General features: G+C 44.8%; 3 protein-coding genes. 1 reads left to right on the top strand and 2 read right to left on the bottom strand.

Annotated elements, in window-relative coordinates:
* Positions 1-78 precede the first annotated feature (78 nt).
* Both GXZ13_07215 and GXZ13_07210 read right to left on the bottom strand, forming a co-directional pair.
* Positions 79-879 (bottom strand): AAA family ATPase, encoded by an 801-nt coding sequence (locus tag GXZ13_07215; GenBank protein ID NLX75596.1) that lies wholly within the window; start codon positions 877-879, stop codon positions 79-81.
* Positions 879-2219, bottom strand: coding sequence for a DDE-type integrase/transposase/recombinase (locus GXZ13_07210; protein ID NLX75595.1), 1341 nt, complete (start codon positions 2217-2219; stop codon positions 879-881). The genes GXZ13_07215 and GXZ13_07210 overlap by 1 nt, the downstream gene beginning before the upstream one ends.
* Positions 2220-2592: 373 nt before the next feature.
* Between GXZ13_07210 and GXZ13_07205 the strand changes: the two genes are divergently transcribed.
* On the top strand, positions 2593-2745 hold the full coding sequence (locus GXZ13_07205) for a hypothetical protein (protein NLX75594.1): 153 nt from the start codon (positions 2593-2595) through the stop codon (positions 2743-2745).
* Positions 2746-2991: the final 246 nt, after the last annotated feature.

The raw sequence follows: 2991 nt of genomic DNA, 5'->3' as shown, positions 1-2991 counted from the left end.
GTTATGCCTTAGTTAGCTCTCTTATTATGCCATGGTTATGTCTTGTTAAGGGCCACAGCCTTGGCTGTAGCCCTAGGTTTAAAGGAGCTCCCCTGCAATAACAGTTCTTATCATATGGTCATCTATTAGTTTCTTTGCCCTTTGGGCCCCGTAGATTAGTGCGTGGGTAGAAACCTTATTGATGGCTCTTGCTGAACCTCCTGAGTGTCTATAGATTTCATCTATAGCCTTGTCTGTAAAGATATCCTGACTTACTCCAGCGTAGCTAAGATGGGCCTCCATGTAGCCTTCAGTCTGAGACCTATCGAAACTACTAATCTCACACTTTATATCAATTCGCTGGCGTATAGCTGTGTACTGCCTCTTTTTAAGTTTATCCTTTAGTTCGCTCTGGCCAACTAGAATGAGTGACATGGGCTGGTGGGAGTCCATCTTTGTGTTTAGGAGAAAGCGTATCTCCTCTAGGGTCTCTCTATCAAGAAGGTGGGCCTCATCAACTATTGTGACTACCTTTTTCTTGTAGACACCCTGGATAATCTCCAGCTGCTGGTGGAGCTGTCTTCTAGCATCACCTCTGTAAAACTTTGAGTCCATGCCAAGATGGTCTAGAAGACCCTTGTAAAACCATCTAGGAGTAAGCTTTGAGTCCGATAGATAAAGGACCTCGTACCTATCACTTGCAAGCTGGTCTGTGAAGCATCTAATTGAAGTGGACTTACCACAACCCACCTCAGCTGTTACCACAGCAAAGAGCTGGTGACTGGCTGCATAGTGGAGTCTAGAGAGGGTTTCATCAAGCGCTGGGGACATGTAAAGGCTTCCAGTATCAATAGAACTTACAAAGGGAGACCTCTGCATGCCGTAGAAATCCTTAAACATTACTCACCACCCCCTAGGTCTTTAAAGCTTATAGCAGCTGGGGCAGTAGTCTCTTCTTTTCTAGCACCAAGTGCACCTAGGAGCCGTGAACCACTGGGGCTTAGTGGACCTAGACCCTCTGGTAGGTTACTAGTGATGCCACAGTTTTCTCCTATTACTAGAAGAGGTGCCATAAAGGGCTCATAATCACTGTGGTGAATTTCCACCTCATCAGTCCAGCTGGGATCATAGTAGGCCTCAACCTTCCTGCCAATTAGCTTCACTCCCACCTCGTAGCTTTTTCCTTTTAAGCTAATACAGCCCGTCTTATCAACCTGGCGGGTCTCAGTGTGAAGAAAGGCCTCTCTTAGTTCTCTAGCGTCTACAAACTTTAGGCCTCTCTTATCACTCCTAAAGGCAAGACCAGGGCTTAGTCCGTCCAGTCCTGTATGGGGGTTAGTGTGATAGTAATCACTTATCCATAGCTCCAGTGCATCGTTAAGCTTTTCTAGGGTCTTTGGCTTATCCAGGGCCACCTCTGAGAGAAAACTATCGATTCTCTTATTAAAGTACTCTATCTTGCCCTTACTTGCGGGCGAGTGCGGTTTTGCAAAGGAAAGCCTTATATTTAGCCTGTTACAGGCCTTCTGAAGCCACTCGCTCCTATACTGTTTTCCATTATCTACAAAGATCTTATCAGGTTTACCATAGACCATAATAGCTCTTCTAAGGCTATCTTCAATGATCTCTGTCCTCTGGTTATCATAGAACCTAGCGCTAACTATGTAGCGAGTAGCATCATCTATAAAGGCCGATAGATAGACCTGCTTCATCTCCCCGTTTTTACCAATGGGAAGGTAGGGCCCATACTTTATATCACCTTGAAGAAGCATCATCCTGTGGGACTTCTGGAATCTTTTAGCAGCAGCACCCTTTTGAGTGTAGATCTTCATCTGCCTAGCCCCAAAGCCAGCTGATTGAAGGTGCCTTTGCAGGGTGGAGCGAGATAGTTCTCCTGGTTTTACCATCTCTTCTAGCTCAAGGATCCTTATTATGTCACTTACACTTCTTGAGGGAAGCTCCCTGCGAAGGATTATTGCCTGCTCGAGCAGCTCATCGAAGTGATTAGGTAAAGAGCTACTGGGCCTCTTATAGCCAGTCTTTGGTTTTAAACCAGAAAAACCATCAGCCCTATAAGCATCTAAGTATCTAGAAATAGTGCGATAAGATAAGTCACTCTCGCTGGATATGCGCTTTTTAAGCTCGATAATACCCCTATCATCTAGGCCTTCTTCAAGGAGTGGAGCTATAAGCATCATACGCCTACTTGCCACATCTTCTGGTGTACTTGTTTTATTCATCTTTCTACCCCTTTCTTTATTTAAAGACAAGGGTAGCATCAGTTAGTCCTGGCTACCATGCAAACTGGGTGGGTGGACTAAAACCTGAGTTAATCAGGATTTGGCTGACAAGTGTCAACCAACCAGGACCACTTAGTTTTATCTGTTCGAGTAAAGAAACTCCCCTTATCAGGGGGTAGGGTCTATCCTTCCTTAGGCTCCAAAGGCTTCTCAGACTCCCCTCTATACTTGTTAGCATATGGCTAAAGAGCCTTCGCCATCTGAGCATAGTGGATTCCTCGGCCGGGCAGTCCACACAGTTACCATCAAGGACAGCCTCTATTACCCCACTCTGATAGTGTTTGTGAGGAAGGATGAAGCTAGGAAGTTCTAGATGAATGGCTTTGCAAGCCTTACACCTAAGTCTTCTCAGACTATAGCTAACTTTTTTACCTTCATCAGTGATTACCTTTCTTGTGCGTCTATCATAACCAGAAAGACTGCCTTTACAGATGGGACACTGATGGGTTTCTTTACTCTCAATTAAAAATATCGGATTTAGGATTGTAAAGGCTTTCGTACTTTGCTATAATTACCATAGTTTTGGGGCACCACTGTACGAGAGCTAACTGAGGAGTTCGCTTGTGCAGTGGTGTTTTCCTTTTCACCCTCTTTCTTATCAAACATCTGATAAGTTTAACGGGTCTCAGGGGACAAAGCAAGAGGTCAACTTCGCCTTTATATGGACAAAGATACTGAGCTGGGCAAAGTCAATTCAGATAAGCACAAACAG

This window comes from Synergistaceae bacterium, from assembly GCA_012728235.1.
Taxonomy (GTDB): Bacteria; Synergistota; Synergistia; order Synergistales; family Synergistaceae; genus JAAYFL01.
Note: the sequence above shows the minus strand (reverse complement) of the source record. Positions and strands in the feature narration are given on the sequence as shown.

Coding starts and splice junctions, on each gene's coding strand:
- GXZ13_07210 (NLX75595.1), bottom strand. CDS start 2,219: ATGAATAAAACAAGTACACCAGAAGATGTGGCAAGTAGGCGTATGATG.
- GXZ13_07205 (NLX75594.1), top strand. CDS start 2,593: ATGAATGGCTTTGCAAGCCTTACACCTAAGTCTTCTCAGACTATAGCT.
- GXZ13_07215 (NLX75596.1), bottom strand. CDS start 879: ATGTTTAAGGATTTCTACGGCATGCAGAGGTCTCCCTTTGTAAGTTCT.